Below are 15,485 nucleotides of genomic sequence, written 5' to 3'. Positions count from 1 at the left end.
AGGAGGATGAAGACGGCTGAACGTATGCTGCCGGGCGATGATGTGCTGGGTTATGCCGAGCTTAAAAGTGATCTGCTGTTCCACAGAATACCGCAGAGCAAACGGCGTTATTATGTAGAGCGTCCACTGGCCATCGGGAAGGAGCAGGCGCTGGCCTTCAAGGCACGTTATGGCACGGATGTCGGAGCCATCTGCAGGGACAGGGGCATCCAGGTGAACCTCAATGAACGGAAAGGCACCATCGGGCAGCTCCGCTTCCGCGCCCAGATTGAGCTGTCGGCCAAGGAACGCGTCATTACGCTGTACCGGTCCTCCATGGAGGAGCTTCGGCAATATGCCGGTGTACTGCTTCCCGGCCGTTCCTTCAGCCTCAGGGAGGTTACCGACATTCATCTCGCCCATGAGCTGTTCCATGATCTGGAGTTCACGGAGCTGGGATACACCAACAAGCGGCTGGATGACATCAGCAGCCTCTCCCTGGGGCCGCTGCGTATCCGGGCGGGCGTAACGAAGACCTCGGAGATCGCTGCGCATGCGTTCAGCCGTTATCTGCTGGACCTGCCCTGCTTGCCGAATCTGCTGGATTACGCGTATATGATTCACAGCGGGACACTGACAGCCGCTGAATTCTGGAGGCAGACGGAGGTCTGGTCAAGCGAGCTTGAGAATAGCTGAGCCGGAATCTCTGAGCCTGGGCAGGGCATGGCGGATAGCTCTGACTTCCATCCCGGATTATGCTATGTTGATGTAGAACCAGAGTTCGGGGAGGCTGTCCGCATGTTACGCATGTTATCCGGTAAAAGATTCAACCGATCCGCTTATGTACCGCTGCGCACGAAGTTTATCATTTTATTCTGCTTGCTGATCACCATTCCGTTCCTGGTCATAGGCACCATCAGCTATAAGAAATATATTGCCGGAGTAGAACGCAACACGGTAGAACTGTCCAATCAGGTCGTCAGCCAGATTAATATTAATCTGGAGCATTATATTAAGGAGCTGGACCGTCTGACGCTTGCGCCGCTGTATGATGAGGATATGATGCAGATTCTCCGCAAGCACAGGGGGCCGGGTTCGGGCGGCACCTATCAGAGCACGGATGAGACGCTGAAGATGAACCTGTTTATCTCTTCGCTGGCTTTTGACCGGGGGGAAATCGAGAGCATCCTTGTGTTCACCAATGACGGCGGAATCTTCAGTAATCTGGACCAGAGTGTGAGGAAGCGGTGGGACCGCAGCATGGCACAGTGGATGGAGACCGTAGAGCAGGCGGACGGTGGCCTTGCCATTCTTCCGCCGCACAGCGCAGCTTACTACACAGAGGCGAAGCAGGGGATCATCTCCGTGGCCAGAGTCATCCGTGAACCGTACACCCATGCCATGCTGGGGATTGTCAAGGTAGATCTGATGCCCCGGGGCTTCGGATCAATTGTCTCGACGGTACGCTCAAGCGGGAGCGGCCTGCTGCAGATTACAGGCAAGGATCAGGTGGTTCTGTACTCCGAGGCCGGCAAGCTTCCCGATTCACGCGAATCTTATATTACTGCCTCTGCGGAATCACCGTACACAGGACTTAAGGTCACCTCGCTGATGCCTCGGGCGCAGCTTCGGGAGGATGCCCGTGAGCTGACAAACTCTACACTGATTGTCTCCATAGTGGCCCTTATGGCGGCTTACGTAGCAGCCATCCTGCTGTCGAGCCGCCTGATTAAGCCCATTGCCCATCTTCAGTCGAAGATGAGGCAGGTGAAGCGGGGGCTGTTCCTCGAACGTGCTACGGTCACCACCAGCGATGAAATCGGGCAGCTGACCGAAGGATTCAACACAATGATCGGCGAGATTGACCGTCTGGTTAAGGAGGTCTATGAGACCCGGCTGAAGGAGCGGGAGGCAGAGCTGCTGGCGCTGCAGAGCCAGATTCATCCGCATTTTCTGTACAACACGCTGGAGATGGTGAACATGCTGGCACTTCAGGGCAATACCCGGGAGCTCTCAGGTGTAGTAACCAGTCTCGGCAAGCTGCTGCGTTATACCGTAGGCCACCGGGAACAGATGGTGTATGTGCTGGATGAGGTGAAATTCGTGGAAGCCTATCTGCGCATTCAAGGCATGCGTCTGGGAGACAAGCTGGAGGCCGTGATCCATATTGATTCTTCCTTTGATTCCTGTGTGGTGCCGAAGCTGATTCTGCAGCCGCTGATCGAGAATGTCATTGAGCATGCGATGGGACCGGATACGCTGCATCTTACCTTGGCCGCTTCTGTGGACGAAGAGGATCTGGTCCTGTCGGTCAAGGATGACGGCCTTGGCATCGACGGCGCACGGATGCTGGAGCTTGAAGAACAGCTATATGGCCGTCAGCCCCGGGCCGCAGCCGATGCGGAGCAGGGAGGATTTGGCCGGATACTCAAGGGGTTCGCGCTGCGCAATGTCCATCAGCGGCTGCGGCTTCTCTACGGGGAGCCTTACGGCCTGACACTGGATAACACGGCAGAGCAGGGCGTAACGGTCTCGCTGTGCCTGCCGATGAACTGGGAAGCGATGAATGATGCCGGACCCGCAGGGGACAGGCAAGGAGGAGAGGAATAATGCGGATTAGGCTGTTAGCGCTTATCGCTGCGGTATTGCTGGCTGGGGGCTGTTCTTCGGGTGCCGGAAACGGGGCGCCCGGCGGGTTAGCCGGGGAGGGAGAAGTGGAGAGCGGGACGGCTGCTGTGCTGGCACCCGTGAAGCTGAAGTTCAGTATCTGGGGCAATGATGCGCAGAAGGCGATGGTGGAGGAGCTTATAGCTGAATTTGAACAGCTTCATTCCGGGATCGAGGTCGAGATTATGATGATTCCCTTTGCGGATTATCAGCAGAAGCTGTCAATCATGCTGGCCTCCCGCACCGCGCCGGATGCCGGCTGGCTGGCGGAGCGGATGATCCCGCAACTGCTTGAATCAGGCCAACTGGCTGATATTTCCGCAGCGGTTCAGGATGACTCTGACTACCGGTATGCGGATATTTATCCGTCTACCCTTGATATTTTTAAGCGGGGAGACCAGTTATATGGCATCCCGTTCTCCACGCCCCCGGTGCTGATCTATTACAATAAGGATCTGTTCCAGGCCCGTGGACTGAAGACGCCAACGGAGCTGTATGAGGAAGGACAGTGGAACTACGATGAATTCCTCAAGGCGGCGCGAAGCCTTACCGACCCGCAGCGAGGCATCTACGGCGTGAAGCTGGTCCGCGATTGGAACAACTGGTCGGACGCACTGCTGCCGCTGTTCTGGTCGCATGGAGCGGAGCTGTTCGACAGCGGCGGAGCATCATTTGCACTCAATTCTCCCGCAGGGAAGGAAGCGCTCCAGCTCTACAGTGACATGATGTTCAAGAGCAAGGTGCACCCGCTGCCCGGGGATGAGATTGCCTTCGACAGCGGCCGGCTTGGAATGTATACGGACCGTTACAGCTATACTTCCAAGGCCCGCGCGGTTACCGATTTTGCCTGGGACATCGCTCCGATGCCGTCAGGCATTAAGGGGACAGGGACCTCCCTCGGTTATGCGGGAGTGTCTGTTTTCGAGACCAGTCATCCGGCAGAGGCTGCAGAATTCCTCAAGTTCATCACCAGTGCAGAGTCTATGAGCATCACCGCGCAATATTTTGTCCCGTCACGCAAGTCTGTTCTGGAATCCGATGTCTTCCTGCGGGCAGCATCCAAGCCTTCACCGGAGAGCATCCAGCGGGCGGTGCTCGATCAGATCGCCACGGCGCGGATCGCGCCAGGACATAAGAACTGGCAACAGATTGATACGAAGATCCAGCTGTTGATGGACGGTCTCTACACGCAAACGTCCACCGTTGACGAGTTGCTCGAACAAATGGAACAGGAAGTTACCCCGCTTATGAAATAAGCGGGGTGTTCCTCTGTAATTGTGTTCACCTGCTGAGTCATTTTGCTGACCTGTACATTGAGCCGTCCCCTGAGCCGTCCCCTGAGCCGTCCCCTGCTGATTTGGAAGTGGAAGCGGCAGCGCAATTACAATTCCTGCACATAATGATACAAAAGGCAGCATTCTGCCCCATCCAAACCATTAAGCAGGTGGATTCCTGTATTTTCTGCAACAATTCTCCTTCGCACCCAAGTATCGATGCATCCAAGTTGCATTTACTACAACACTATTAGTACACCTGCCGTGTCCGCGCCTTGCCTCATCCTACCTCAGCCACCAAACCAAACCTCATCCCACCCCACCTCACCTAATCTAATCTGCTTAAAAGAACTACTTTGCTCCTCAGCGGGCCAGCTACCCCTACCTTTAACCCCTAACCATTACAGAAACCAATTGGATAATCCTTCAACGGGTTCGTAGTAACATACATAAGTGTTTTGGATCACAGGGCGCAGCAGACCTCTGCGGACCAGCTCCTGTAGCTGTTTACGGGCTGTCCGAAAGTTCATGTTTCATTGAAGCATCACATCTTTGGGGTGTAAGCCCTTCTTTTGACTCCAGGATAGTCTTAGGATCTCTTGTTCCAGCGGTGAGAGAGACTGCCCGGACGGGGGTTACGGAGCAAGGCGGGGGTAATGACCATTTGCAGCAGCATCCGGCAGATTTCCGGGCGGTTCTGTACATCATCGAAGGAAAAGTGAATGATTCTCCAGCCCATTCCGCTCAAGAATGTATCACGGTTAAGCGAGTAACTGAATTTCTCCCGGTCCATATCCTTCACATGGCTCTGATAACCGTCACATTCCAGACCGAATTTCCCGCAGGACGGGAGAAAGGCAACATCCAGAAACTGTGATTTACGGTTCCAGTCATAGATTTCATATTCAGGATGCAGGTCATCCAAATTGCCGAATAGCGGCACCACACGTTACGCAGCATCAGCTTCTCAGCATACTGGTGCCCCCGTGACAACCGGCCTCTGCGCTCCCCTGATCGGATGGACAAATGCCGGTCCAATAGCAACTGATGCGCTTTTTCAAACTCCATTACCTCCTTCATTTTAACAAAAAAAAGAACGCCCCTCTGCCAGTGATGGCTTGGGACGTTCTTCGTCTGACCTAATTATACGTCGGCATACGGACGGGGCAATAAATGGTTTTTCGATGTCTGTCCATTACACGTTTATTCATTAACTATAGCAGCCGCCAAGAGGATATTTCCTCCCAGATCGTTTATACTGAGTTTACAGAAGTTAGTCGAGAAAGCCGACTCCTTTAGGGGTGAGATGGATCATCTTTGTTTAAGGAAAATCCTTATGTAGTCAAAATTATATTAAATGAGCGCATATTTTTGTAGCGGGTGAATTTTTTAACTGCTACAATTTAGGTGTGAGACAATCCTATAGAAATACCAAAACAACCGTATCATTCATTAACTATCATTTTGTTTTTTGCTCTAGATACAGACGTAAAGTGCTAGTCCATCAAGTGGAGATTCAGTTTAAGCAAATCGTTATGGAAATATGTGCCGAACAGGATTGGCAGCTAATCGCAATGGAAGTCATGCCTGATCATGTGCATATTGTTCTAAACGCACGGCCAACCGATTCTCCCGCAGAACTTATGGCGAAACTGAAAGGAATCACTTCTCTGCGCCTTCGTGAACAATGTAAGCACTTGAACCATTTGCCTACCCTCTGGACTCGTTCCTACTTTGTCAGTACGGCAGGGGACGTTTCAAGCGAAGCGATCAAACGAAGCGATCAAACGATATGTTGAGGAACAAAAAACAAGGGGGTGAGACCCTGCAAACCGTAACGATTCAAATCCGCATTTGTCCAACCGATCCGTCTGTATTGGTGGATATGGGCAATGAATACATCCGAACCGTCAACGAATTAACGGAGCAAGCCGAAAGGTCTGGAACGTTTCCTAAACTAACTTCAAAAACCGTTCATGCCAATCTACCCTCTGCCGTAAAGAATCAAGTGATTCGAGACGCCAAAAGCCTGTTTCAGCGGTTTAAAAAAACGAAGAAACGGCCTCTTCTCCAAAAGAGTGTGTACTACGTGAACAATCAAAATTATACGATTTGGGGCAACCATATTTCTTTCCCGGTGATCCTGGATGGAAAAGTACAACGTCTTGTGGTTCCTGCGCTTCTTTCGGATCGGGAGCGGGACATGCTTTCGAATGGGAAGCTTGGACTTCTGCGCGTGGTTCAAAAATCAGCGAAATGGTTTGTTCAAATTTCAATTGAACGACCGACTGAGCCAGCCAATGGTCATGAAGTGATGGGGATTGATTTAGGCTTGAAAGTGCCCGCTGTTGCCGTAACCTCAAGTGGCAAGACAAAATTTTGCGGAAATGGACGTAAAAACAAATTTGTTCGCCGTAAGTACAGCAGCTATCGCCGCAAATTAGGAAAGCTTAAAAAGTTATCCGCGATCCGTAAACAGAGCGACAAGGAAAGTCGTTTTATGAAAGATCAGAATCACAAAATCAGCCGCCAGATCGTGAATATGGCGATTCAAGAAAAGGTGTCTGTCATCAAGCTAGAGAAACTGACGAATATTCGTAAGACGACAAGAACAAGTCGTAAAAACGCTAAAAATCTGCATCAATGGTCGTTCTATCAGTTGCAAATGTTCATCGGATATAAGGCGACACTTGCTGGTATCCAAGTGGTTGAAGTGAATCCGGCATACACATCGCAAGCCTGTCCCTCTTGTGGAGAGCGGAACAAAGCAAAGGATCGAACGTATCATTGCAACTGCGGTTATACAGCACATCGGGATCGGGTCGGTGCCATCAACATCATGCGTCAACCTGTGGCAGATGGTAACAGTCTGCCAGCCTAGGTAGCTATAAGCTCTGATCTAGGATGGGCGAATGAACTCGCCCTTAACTTAGCAGTAGGGCAAAGCGGAAACGGATGCGCCCGCTAACTAGCTAAGAATCCCACCCTTTTAAGGGTGTGGAGGTTCAAATACATAACGTAATTTAGTATCTGCACAAGCAAGTGTAGAGATGGAGGTTTGTCCGATTGGAATTATTTGAGTATATTTTGTTGATGCTGGCAGCCGTGTCACTGTCTAATCTGGTGAACCGGTTTATCCCCTCGTTGTCGGTGCCGATCATTCAGATCGCGCTGGGTATGGCCTTGACCTGGTTGCCTCTGCATTTCGAACTGGAGCTGAACCCGGAGCTGTTCCTGCTATTATTCATTGCTCCCTTGCTGTTCAATGACGGCAGGCTTGCCGATAAAGTGGCCTTATGGAAGCTGAAAAAGCCGATATTGCTGCTGGCGCTGGGACTGGTCTTTCTGACGGTAGGGGTTCTGGGATATTTCCTGCACTGGCTTTTGCCGGTATTGCCCCTGGCGGCTGCGTTTGCGCTGGCTGCGGCACTGGCCCCTACGGATGCGATTGCTGTAGGCGCTTTGGAACAAAAAGTAAAAATCCCCCATCAGACAATGCAAATTCTCGAAGGAGAATCTTTGATTAACGACGCGTCGGGTCTGGTGTCCTTTCAATTTGCAGTCGCAGCTATGGTTACAGGCGCCTTCTCTTTCAAAACGGCCAGTCTGAGCTTTATTGGCATCTCGCTAGGCGGTGTGGTGCTGGGCCTTGTGCTCACGCTCATTAAATACGGGATCGTCCGGTGGCTGCGCAGGCTCGGGATGGAGAATGTCACGCTACATATGCTGATTGAGATTCTGACACCCTTTGCAATTTTCATGGCCGCTGAGGAGCTGGGAGTCAATGGCATTCTGGCAGTGGTCAGTGCAGGGATCGCCCATTCCTTCGGGTACAAGCAGATGAATCCTGAAGTAGCCAAGCTGAGTATCGTGTCCAAAAGCACCTGGTCCGTCATTATCTTCGTCCTGAACGGCCTGGTCTTCCTGCTGCTGGGTACCCAGCTGCCGGAGATTATTCAGACCGTCTGGAACAACCCGGATATAGGGAATGTCCAGGTTATCCTGTATACCCTGCTATTAACCGCTGCTGTCCTCGGTCTGAGGCTGATCTGGATGCTGGTCATGGATATTCCCGAAGGGGAGGAGCCGCGCGGACCCTGGAAGCTGGAATTCAAAAAGGCGCTCATTCTCACACTGTCGGGGGTTCGAGGTACGATTACCCTGGCGAGTACGATGTCACTGCCGTTTTTCCTGGATGACGGCTCCTACTTTCCGGCAAGAGACCTGATTATTTTCCTGGCGGCGGGTGTCATTCTGTGGACCCTGCTGGCGTCTAACTTTCTGCTGCCGCTGCTGCTTGGCTCAGATCATGAAGCAGAGCACAATGCCGAGGAGGCCGAGGCCAAAATCGAAATTCTGCGCAGTGTGGTTGCGGGCTTAAATGAGCAGGCTACAGATCAGTCCCGCCTCGCCTTGAATCATCTAACCGGGATCTATAACGCAAGAATCCGTCTGCTGAAGAAAAATGAAGACGCTGAGGAAATGGAACGTAAGCTTGGGGTGACAGCACTCAAGTGGCAGCGGGAATACACTATGCTTGCGCTCAAGCAGCACGAAGTGAACCCGTATACGGCATACCGCTATCTGAACCGCCTGAACCGGCAGCTGTTCATATACACCCGTGATCCGCAGTACAAGAATGATCTGATTCCGTTCAAAAGCTGGGAAGAAATCACAGGTGTCATTCAGCAGGTCCGCTTAAGCGCGCAGGAGCGGCGTGAGGAATCAAACCGGCTGCAGGCCGGGATTTTCGCTTATGTTCTTGAGCGGCTGAGAGAGCTGCAGACTACGGGAGAGATGGAGCCTGAAGTAATTAGCGCCCTGATTCTGCGCTATGAGCGGGGAAGAATGCGGTTAACCCGTCCAGAGTCCATCTCCTCCACGAAACGGGAGTTCGAAGAATCGCTGCAGGAATTGTCGAGAGCAGGCATTCAGCTCGAACGTGACCACATTCAGCTGATGTTCGAGGCCGGACGGATCTCCAGAGCTAGCATGAAGGAAATGAAACGTGATATTCTGTTCATGGAGCATGATCTGCGGGAAGAAATGGGCTGAATGCCATCTACAAGGAGCTGAATCTTAACATGAACAATAAAGTAGTAGCGGGTACGTGCGCGGTTATTGCAGCGCTGGGAATCTACCTGTACGCGGGAAGCGGGGAAAAGAAGACAACGGAGGTTGCCACAACTCCGGGCAGCAGTCAGGCTGCCAGTCAGGATATCAAGCAAATGGTGGCTGACTTCAGCTCACGCACCTTGACGGCAGATTCCGCTTCGATTACCTCCACACAGCTAATCGTGGACAGCGGAGGTCCAAACGAAGCAGCTTATGAGCTTCCGGAGAATGAATTTTTCCTGTCCGTGGCCCCCTATGTGGAGAAGACGCATCCCTGCGCAACGCACAGCCTGACGGGCTGCCAGGGAGAGATGGTCGGCCAATCCTTCGGGGTAACAATCGAAGATGCGGACGGTAAGGAGATCATGAACGAGACCGTCAAGTCACAGCCGAACGGCTTCATCGACCTATGGCTGCCGCGTGATCAGAACTATAAGATGACCATTACTCATGAAGGTAAGCAGGCCCAGTCTGAGATTTCCACTTTTGAAAGTGACGATACCTGCCTGACTACTATGCAATTAAGTTAAAAGTATAGCAATCCTGATTCTGTCTGTACCATCTCGTTTGTAAGAAGAATAATAAAAATATTGAATGAGTTGGGGCCGTATCTGTATACGGCTCCTTTTTTGATGTTCTTTGATATACATAAATCAAGGGCCAAATCCGATATTCGGTGTAAAAGGAAAATATATATAATCGCGGGGGAGATAAGGTGAGTGAGAAGACGATTATTAGGATTAAAGGATTAGCGCAGGTAGTAGTGGTGGGTATAATTCATTTGCTGATTATTAGCTTTTTGAATTTAAAAAAGGGTGCGTGGGAGGAAGTAGGGGGTCTGCAAATTGCATTGACATATTGCGCTCCGGTTTTTTTGTTGTATACAACTTGTATGAGGTCGTTGAAAACGAAGAAGATCAGGTATAATCTGGTTTGGCTATTGACCAGTCTGCTTCCCAGTATTGTTATTCTCTTTAAATTAAAGGAGGCTGCAGGTGCGGAGCCGAGCGAACCCGTATTTATTGAATTGCATTTTGAACAGGGGTATTTGGAATTGATGTTTTTCTTCCCCATTATCTATTCAGTTATCCAGTTACTCCTTTGGGCCTCAATGTGGTTTATGATATTATCCATAGAATAATCATTTTGCCTCATACAATGTTAGCAAGGAGAAAAGAGAATGGGGAAATTCATAAAGCCAATATACCAAGCCGTTCTTTATATGTTAGCAGCAATTGCAGTACATCTGATTTTAATCTATTTTCTTGAGATAAGAATTGAGGGATGGGGAACAGGAATAATAATATTACTTTGCAAAACCTACTTCCTGCCCTTCTGCATGTGTTTTATTAATTCTTCATTGTTTATTAGGGCTAATAGGAGAGGCGACCAAATCACCTGGTTTTTATTTACGGTCATTCCAAGCAGTTTACTTCTGTTTCTTTTCGTGGAGTTACAAGGTGTTGAACCTAGAGGATATGCTGTAGTATCTTTTGAGCTTTTCCAAAAATATCAGGCTGAAATGCTCTATGTACTTCCGCTGGGTATTTTAGTAATTCAATCCCTTATGACTTTATATTATTTAATCAGTGTAAGGGTATGGAAAAGAAATTAATCGTTACATAACGATTAGAGTTTTTTTATGAGGAGAATATTACTGTATTCATTCTATCAATGAATATTCTCGTGTAATAAACCTGCTCTTGGAGCATTTATGGCCTGTTAACGTTCCATTCACACTACTCTGATAATCTCTAGAAGTGTTAGGGAGATTGGCCCTAACCTTAAATATAGAAGATGATGCGGAGGGTAATAATGTTGATATTTATGAAAAAAAGGCTGATCGCTGCTCTGGCTATATTGGCTGTGATGGGATTAAGTGCGAGCCTTATATTTCCCGGGAAACATGCCAGTGCGGAGACAGGGCAAGCCGCTTCACCGGGTTCCCGGATTGAAGCGCCTGCCAATCTTGAGGATACGGCAAGTCTGACAGCCTTCGTGGATGGAATGATGGAAGAGTATATGAACCGGCTGCAAATTCCCGGCGCGGTGGTCTCTATCGTCAAGGACGGCAAGATTATTCTGGGCAAGGGGTATGGAAGCTCGAATCTGGAGCAAGCGGCTCCGGTTGACCCTGCAACCAGCATGTTCCGAATCGCTTCAACGACCAAGCTGTTTACCTGGACGGCTGTGATGCAACTGGTGGAGCAGGGCAAGATTGATCTGGACACGGACATTAACACCTACCTGAAATCTGTGAAGATTCCTGCCACTTATCCTGAACCCATCACCATGCGCCATTTGATGACCCATACCGCAGGATTTGAAGAGGGCGGAGTTGGTTATCAGATCGTTACTGATCCTGCCGGATTGCCCGGTTCCATCTCGGAGACACTCAATAAACATATGCTCGCCCGGATCAGACCGCCCGGTGAGATGAGTGCCTATTCTAACTATGGAGCAACGCTTGCCGGGATGATCGTGGAGGATGTCAGCGGTATTCCTTATAATGATTATATTCAGAAGTATATCTTCGATCCGCTGGACATGAAGCATTCAACGGTAGTTGAGCCTTTGCCGGAGTCATTCATCCCTTACCAGGTGGTAGGGTATAATAGCGGGAACAGCAGCTTTATTCCTGGCACACCTACATTCGAGGGCGGATTTCGTCCTGCCGGCTCGGGTACTGTATCTGCAATAGACATGGCACATTTCATGATCGCGCATCTGCAGAACGGGAAATATGGCACCGGGCAGATTCTGAAGTCTGAGACGGCTGCATTGATGCATTCAACGGCATTCCAGCTCGATAAGCGCCTGCCGGGAGTAGCTCTCGGATTCGCAGAGAAGCGGGTGAACGGGGTGAGATTAATCTCTCATGGCGGCTCCGATCCCATGTTTAATACGGAATTGTATCTCGCACCTGCCAAGCAACTGGGGATTTTCTTATCCTACAATGGCGGTCAAGGCAGCGAAGCTGCGACCCATCTGGTCCAGGCCTTGTTCAACAAGTACTATCCCGCTCCTGAAGTGAAGCAGCCGGAGTTCTCCGCTTCCGCGGAATCCGTACAGAAATATGCCGGCTCCTATCAATTTACACGCCGCAACATAAGTGATATTGACAAGTTCTTTAACTTTTTTGCCCAGCTGAATGTTACGATTGTGGATAACAAGATATCCTTGGGAAGCGGTAGTGAACAACAGCTGTACAGAGCAGTCGCTCCTAACCTGTTCCAGCTGGAGGAAGGGACCGACCAGATCGGCTTCCTGACGGATGAGTCCGGCGCAGTGACACATATGCTCCTGGACATGGCTCCGGAGATGCCGCTGGAGCGTACGCCGCTTTTGGATCAGAGTAAGTTTTGGCTTATCCTGCTTGGTGTCTTGGGATTCATTTTCCTCACGGCATTGCCCGGACCTATCTTCTTCAGACGCAGGTTCAAGGCGATGACGCTCCCGGAAAAGCGGGCCATCCGATTATCTGCGGGAACTGCCGTTTGGGCGCTGTTGTCTTTTATTACTCTGTTTATGATTATTATGTCCATGGACATTATGCAGAAGCTCAGCAGTATCAGCCCTTTACTGTCTGTCAGCTTGGTTATGCCAATCATTATGGCGGGCTTGACCTTAGCAATGCTGATCTCAGCTATACTGGTATGGAAAAATAAATATTGGACCGCCCTCAGGCGGGTGCATTACACATTAGTGATGCTGTCGGCTGCCCAGCTGACGTTCTTCTTCTACTATTGGAATCTGCTCGGCTGGCAGTTTGGATAACGCTTAAGAGAGAAGGATGATCGTGGCTACTATACTGATCGCGGATGATGATGACAATATCCGGAAGCTGATGTCTCTATATCTGCGCAAAGAAGGGTTCGGCCTCGAAGAAGCCGGGGATGGTACCAAGGCGATGTCCATCATTGAGAACTCGCATGTCGATCTTGTGATTCTGGATATTATGATGCCGGGACTGAACGGCTGGGAGCTGTGCCGGGAAATCCGGCGTACGGATGCCAACCTGCCCCTTCTTATGGTGACGGCCAAAGCGGAATCGGCCCACAAAGTGAAAGGATTTCAGCTCGGAACGGACGATTATCTGACCAAGCCCTTTGATCCGGTTGAGCTGGTCATGCGGGTAAAAGCACTGCTCAAACGCTCACTGGTTGTCACTTCCCAGTCCGTACAGCTTGGCAATGTGGTGCTTAACCGCCGGACTTTTCAGGTTACACGCGGTGGAATGCCGGTCACGTTACCTTTGAAGGAATTTGATCTTCTGTTTTTGCTGGTCAGCCACCCCAGGCAGATCTTCACCAGAGAACAGCTGATTCAGCAAATCTGGGGTTTGAATTATGAAGGGGACGGCAGGACTGTGGATGTGCATGTCAGCCGGCTGAGAGAGAAGTTCAGCGGCAATGGCGAGGGTTTTCATATCGAAACTGCCCGCGGTCTGGGCTACCGCCTGATTCCTGAGTCATGATCAAGACACTGTATGTTCGGGTCATACTCACATTTCTCGGCATCATTGTCTTTAGTCTGATCTGTTCCTTTTTCATCGGCTTGTATGTATTTCAGAAGCAAATAAGCTATGAGGGACAGAACGAGATGATTACAGTGGGCAGGGAGATCATTCACCGCTATGATGAGGCCAGGCCTGAAGATACGGACGAGTTCCTGAATAGTATGGTTAAGGTATCAGCGCATCCTATCCATCTGTACGACCAGTCGGGGGAACATACTTTTTACGGGCTCGCGGATAGTCCGGCTGTTACCATCACTCCCGGGGCTGTCCGGCAAGTGTTGCAGGGGAAGGTCTATCGTTCTTCCACGGAAGATAATGATACGTTCATTGGAATGCCCTTTATGCTCAAGGGGGAGTGGCGTGCGATGTTCCTGCAGTACTCAGCCGAGAACGAACATATCGTCAACCGTCTGGTACTCTTTGTACTGTTACTCGTGCTGTTGCTGGGAAGTGTAAGCATTCTTATTGCTGCCAGATACCTGGTGGAGCCGATTAAGGCTTTGACGAATGCTACCAAAAGACTGGCCAAGGGTGACTTTGAGGTAGATCTTAAGATGAACCGTGTAGACGAGATCGGAGAGCTGACACAGAGCTATGTGGAGATGGCGGGGGAATTGAAGCAGCTGGAGCAGATGAGGCAGGATTTCGTCTCTAATGTCTCCCATGAAATCCAGACACCGCTTACCTCCATTTCGGGTTTTGCCAAGGCGCTGCAGAACAATGATTTGATTGCGGAAGAGGAGCGTAAGGACTATCTGGATATCATCATTGCGGAGAGTGGACGTCTGTCACGGCTGAGTGATAATCTGCTGAAGCTGGCTTCCCTGGATTCCGAGCATCACCCCTTCTCGGCAGTCTCCTTCCGGCTTGATGAGCAGATTAGAACCATCGTGGTGACCTGTGAGCCGCAATGGGCAGCCCGAAGCATCGTTATCGATCTGGAGCTGCCGGAAGCGGTCTATATCATTGGCGATGAAGATCAGCTGAAGCAGGTGTGGATGAATCTGCTGGGCAACAGCATCAAGTTCACGCCTGAAGGCGGGAAGATCAGCATCCGTATAGACCACAGTGCAGCAGAAGTTGCGGTCACGATCAGCGATAATGGCATCGGGATCTCCCCGGAAGAGTGGGGTACCGTATTCCAAAGATTCTATACCATAGACAAGTCGCGGAATGGAAGGAATAACGGGAACGGCCTGGGACTGGCCATTGTCTCAAAAATCGTCTCCCTGCATCAGGGCAGTATTGAGCTGGACGGTGCGGCAAAAGAGGGAACAACGATTATCGTCAGGTTGCCCGCACGCCAGCCATAATGAAATCCTTGAATTGCCGGTCCGCTGCCCGGTCTTCTTCCGTAACGGAACCGCCCCGTTGATGAGACAGAATAACGGCTTTTTGTAAATACATGAAATACAGGTGGGTGGACTTCTGCAGAAGATCCAGCCACTTTTTTTGATACTCTGGAGCCACCGCTGCTGTCTCAAGGTTGATGTACCGGGAATACCAGACCTCCATAGCTCTCTTGAAATCAGGCAGCTCCGCCGGATTCTTGGACAGGGTGCTGTAGTAGACTCCAAAAATGGCATCATAATAGATCAGTGCCTCGTGATGATCTTTTAATGCCAGATATTGATCCAGAATCTTCTCCAGGGAGGGAACAGGCTGGGCAAAATCGAAATCAAACAGCAGCCTGCCAAACATCCGCTCCAGATTATCCACATAGAGCTTAGCGGCTAAATCTTCCTTGTCCTTATAATGAAGGTACAACGTGCGGCGGGAGACACCGGCTTGTCCGGCGATCTGTGCCATATCCGTGCGTTCGATCCCCTGAGTACAGAATAGGCCCAGCGCGGCCTCCTTAATGAGCTCTTTGGTCATTTGCATTTGCTTTTCACGTAAATTCAATGATCTTCTCTCCTATCTTCCTGCGA

At 50.5% G+C, this 15,485-nt stretch carries 13 protein-coding genes and 1 pseudogene; 12 read left to right on the top strand and 2 right to left on the bottom strand.

Going from position 1 to position 15,485, the window contains the following annotated elements:
* The first annotated feature begins 6 nt into the window (after positions 1–6).
* From MHH78_RS26300 to MHH78_RS26290, 3 genes are all read left to right on the top strand, one after another.
* The gene (locus MHH78_RS26300) at positions 7–675 is read left to right on the top strand and encodes a hypothetical protein (RefSeq protein ID WP_341169342.1); all 669 of its coding nucleotides are present in this window, start codon (positions 7–9) and stop codon (positions 673–675) included.
* Between the two features lie 102 nt (positions 676–777).
* The gene (locus tag MHH78_RS26295) at positions 778–2,589 is read left to right on the top strand and encodes a sensor histidine kinase (RefSeq protein WP_341169341.1); all 1,812 of its coding nucleotides are present in this window, start codon (positions 778–780) and stop codon (positions 2,587–2,589) included.
* Positions 2,589–3,902, top strand: coding sequence for an ABC transporter substrate-binding protein (locus MHH78_RS26290; protein WP_341169340.1), 1,314 nt, complete (start codon positions 2,589–2,591; stop codon positions 3,900–3,902). The genes MHH78_RS26295 and MHH78_RS26290 overlap by 1 nt, the downstream gene beginning before the upstream one ends.
* 607 nt (positions 3,903–4,509) lie before the next feature.
* On the opposite strand, the gene MHH78_RS26285 is transcribed toward MHH78_RS26290, so the two are convergent.
* The gene (locus MHH78_RS26285; protein WP_341169339.1) at positions 4,510–4,845 is read right to left on the bottom strand and encodes a hypothetical protein; all 336 of its coding nucleotides are present in this window, start codon (positions 4,843–4,845) and stop codon (positions 4,510–4,512) included.
* Between the two features lie 484 nt (positions 4,846–5,329).
* Here MHH78_RS26285 and tnpA point away from each other — a divergent pair.
* The 9 genes and pseudogenes from tnpA to MHH78_RS26240 all read left to right on the top strand — a co-directional run bounded on the left by tnpA (position 5,330) and on the right by MHH78_RS26240 (position 14,867).
* Positions 5,330–5,741 (top strand): annotated as a pseudogene (tnpA, locus tag MHH78_RS26280) (IS200/IS605 family transposase).
* Complete coding sequence (locus MHH78_RS26275; protein WP_341169338.1) at positions 5,713–6,801, top strand: RNA-guided endonuclease InsQ/TnpB family protein; 1,089 nt, start codon at positions 5,713–5,715, stop codon at positions 6,799–6,801. The pseudogene tnpA and the gene MHH78_RS26275 overlap by 29 nt, the downstream one beginning before the upstream one ends.
* 185 nt (positions 6,802–6,986) lie before the next feature.
* Positions 6,987–8,975: a Na+/H+ antiporter gene (locus MHH78_RS26270; protein WP_341169337.1), complete on the top strand. Its 1,989-nt coding sequence runs from the start codon at positions 6,987–6,989 to the stop codon at positions 8,973–8,975.
* 29 nt (positions 8,976–9,004) lie between these two features.
* Positions 9,005–9,565, top strand: a complete 561-nt coding sequence (locus MHH78_RS26265) for a CueP family metal-binding protein (protein ID WP_341169336.1) — start codon at positions 9,005–9,007, stop codon at positions 9,563–9,565.
* Positions 9,566–9,750: 185 nt separating this feature from the next.
* Positions 9,751–10,176 (top strand): hypothetical protein, encoded by a 426-nt coding sequence (locus MHH78_RS26260; RefSeq protein WP_341169335.1) that lies wholly within the window; start codon positions 9,751–9,753, stop codon positions 10,174–10,176.
* A gap of 39 nt (positions 10,177–10,215) precedes the next feature.
* Positions 10,216–10,650 (top strand): hypothetical protein, encoded by a 435-nt coding sequence (locus MHH78_RS26255; protein WP_341169334.1) that lies wholly within the window; start codon positions 10,216–10,218, stop codon positions 10,648–10,650.
* Positions 10,651–10,850: 200 nt separating this feature from the next.
* Entirely contained in the window at positions 10,851–12,812 is a 1,962-nt protein-coding gene (locus MHH78_RS26250) for a serine hydrolase domain-containing protein (protein WP_341169333.1), read from the top strand.
* Between the two features lie 22 nt (positions 12,813–12,834).
* The gene (locus MHH78_RS26245; protein ID WP_341141099.1) at positions 12,835–13,512 is read left to right on the top strand and encodes a response regulator transcription factor; all 678 of its coding nucleotides are present in this window, start codon (positions 12,835–12,837) and stop codon (positions 13,510–13,512) included.
* Positions 13,509–14,867: a HAMP domain-containing sensor histidine kinase gene (locus MHH78_RS26240; protein ID WP_341169332.1), complete on the top strand. Its 1,359-nt coding sequence runs from the start codon at positions 13,509–13,511 to the stop codon at positions 14,865–14,867. The genes MHH78_RS26245 and MHH78_RS26240 overlap by 4 nt, the downstream gene beginning before the upstream one ends.
* On the opposite strand, the gene MHH78_RS26235 is transcribed toward MHH78_RS26240, so the two are convergent.
* Positions 14,842–15,459 (bottom strand): TetR/AcrR family transcriptional regulator, encoded by a 618-nt coding sequence (locus tag MHH78_RS26235; protein ID WP_341169331.1) that lies wholly within the window; start codon positions 15,457–15,459, stop codon positions 14,842–14,844. The genes MHH78_RS26240 and MHH78_RS26235 overlap by 26 nt on opposite strands.
* Positions 15,460–15,485 lie beyond the last annotated feature (26 nt).

Origin of the sequence: Paenibacillus sp. FSL H3-0333 (assembly GCF_038002805.1) — a bacterium.
Lineage (GTDB): Bacteria > Bacillota > Bacilli > Paenibacillales > Paenibacillaceae > Paenibacillus_AQ > Paenibacillus_AQ silagei.
This window is presented reverse-complemented; position numbering and strand designations above follow the sequence as displayed.